General features: G+C 40.1%; 1 protein-coding gene. It reads left to right on the top strand.

Annotation, left to right across the window (positions count from 1 at the left end):
- The first annotated feature begins 119 nt into the window (after positions 1–119).
- Positions 120–587: a Dps family protein gene (locus ACOV1R_RS16080; protein WP_003587210.1), complete on the top strand. Its 468-nt coding sequence runs from the start codon at positions 120–122 to the stop codon at positions 585–587.
- Positions 588–614: the final 27 nt, after the last annotated feature.

Here is a 614-nt window from a genome sequence, read left to right as displayed (position 1 = left end):
CCATCTTTTCAAAACGACTTAATTCTACGGGCTATAAATAACTTAATTTGCCAGTGTATAACGTTTCAGATTAAGCTACCACTAAGTTATAATAACCATATCGAAAGGAGATCAATCTAATGAAATATACGAAAACCAAAGCAGTATTAAATCAACTCGTTGCCGATTTGAGCCAGATGTCAATGATTATCCATCAGACGCATTGGTACATGCGTGGACCCAACTTTTTGAAGTTGCACCCCTTGATGGATGAGTTCATGGAAGAAATTGACAGCCAACTCGATGTCATTTCTGAACGGCTGATTGCGCTTGATGGCAGTCCTTACTCGACCTTAAAAGAAATGGCCGAAAACACTAAGATTCAAGACTGGCCTGGTGAATGGGACAAAACAACCCCAGAACGCCTCGCACACTTAGTTGATGGCTATCGTTACTTGGAAGACCTTTACCAACACGGCATTGAAGTATCCGATGTTGAAAAAGACTTCAGTACCCAAGATATTTTCATTGGTCTCAAAACCGCAATTGAAAAGAAAATCTGGATGATTCAGGCAGAGCTTGGGTCGGCGCCGGAAATTGATGAATAAAATAATATTAAAAAATCGGTAGGCTTA

It is taken from the genome of Lactiplantibacillus sp. YT640 (assembly GCF_049745435.1).
Taxonomy (GTDB): domain Bacteria; phylum Bacillota; class Bacilli; order Lactobacillales; family Lactobacillaceae; genus Lactiplantibacillus; species Lactiplantibacillus plantarum.
Note: the sequence above shows the minus strand (reverse complement) of the source record. Positions and strands in the feature narration are given on the sequence as shown.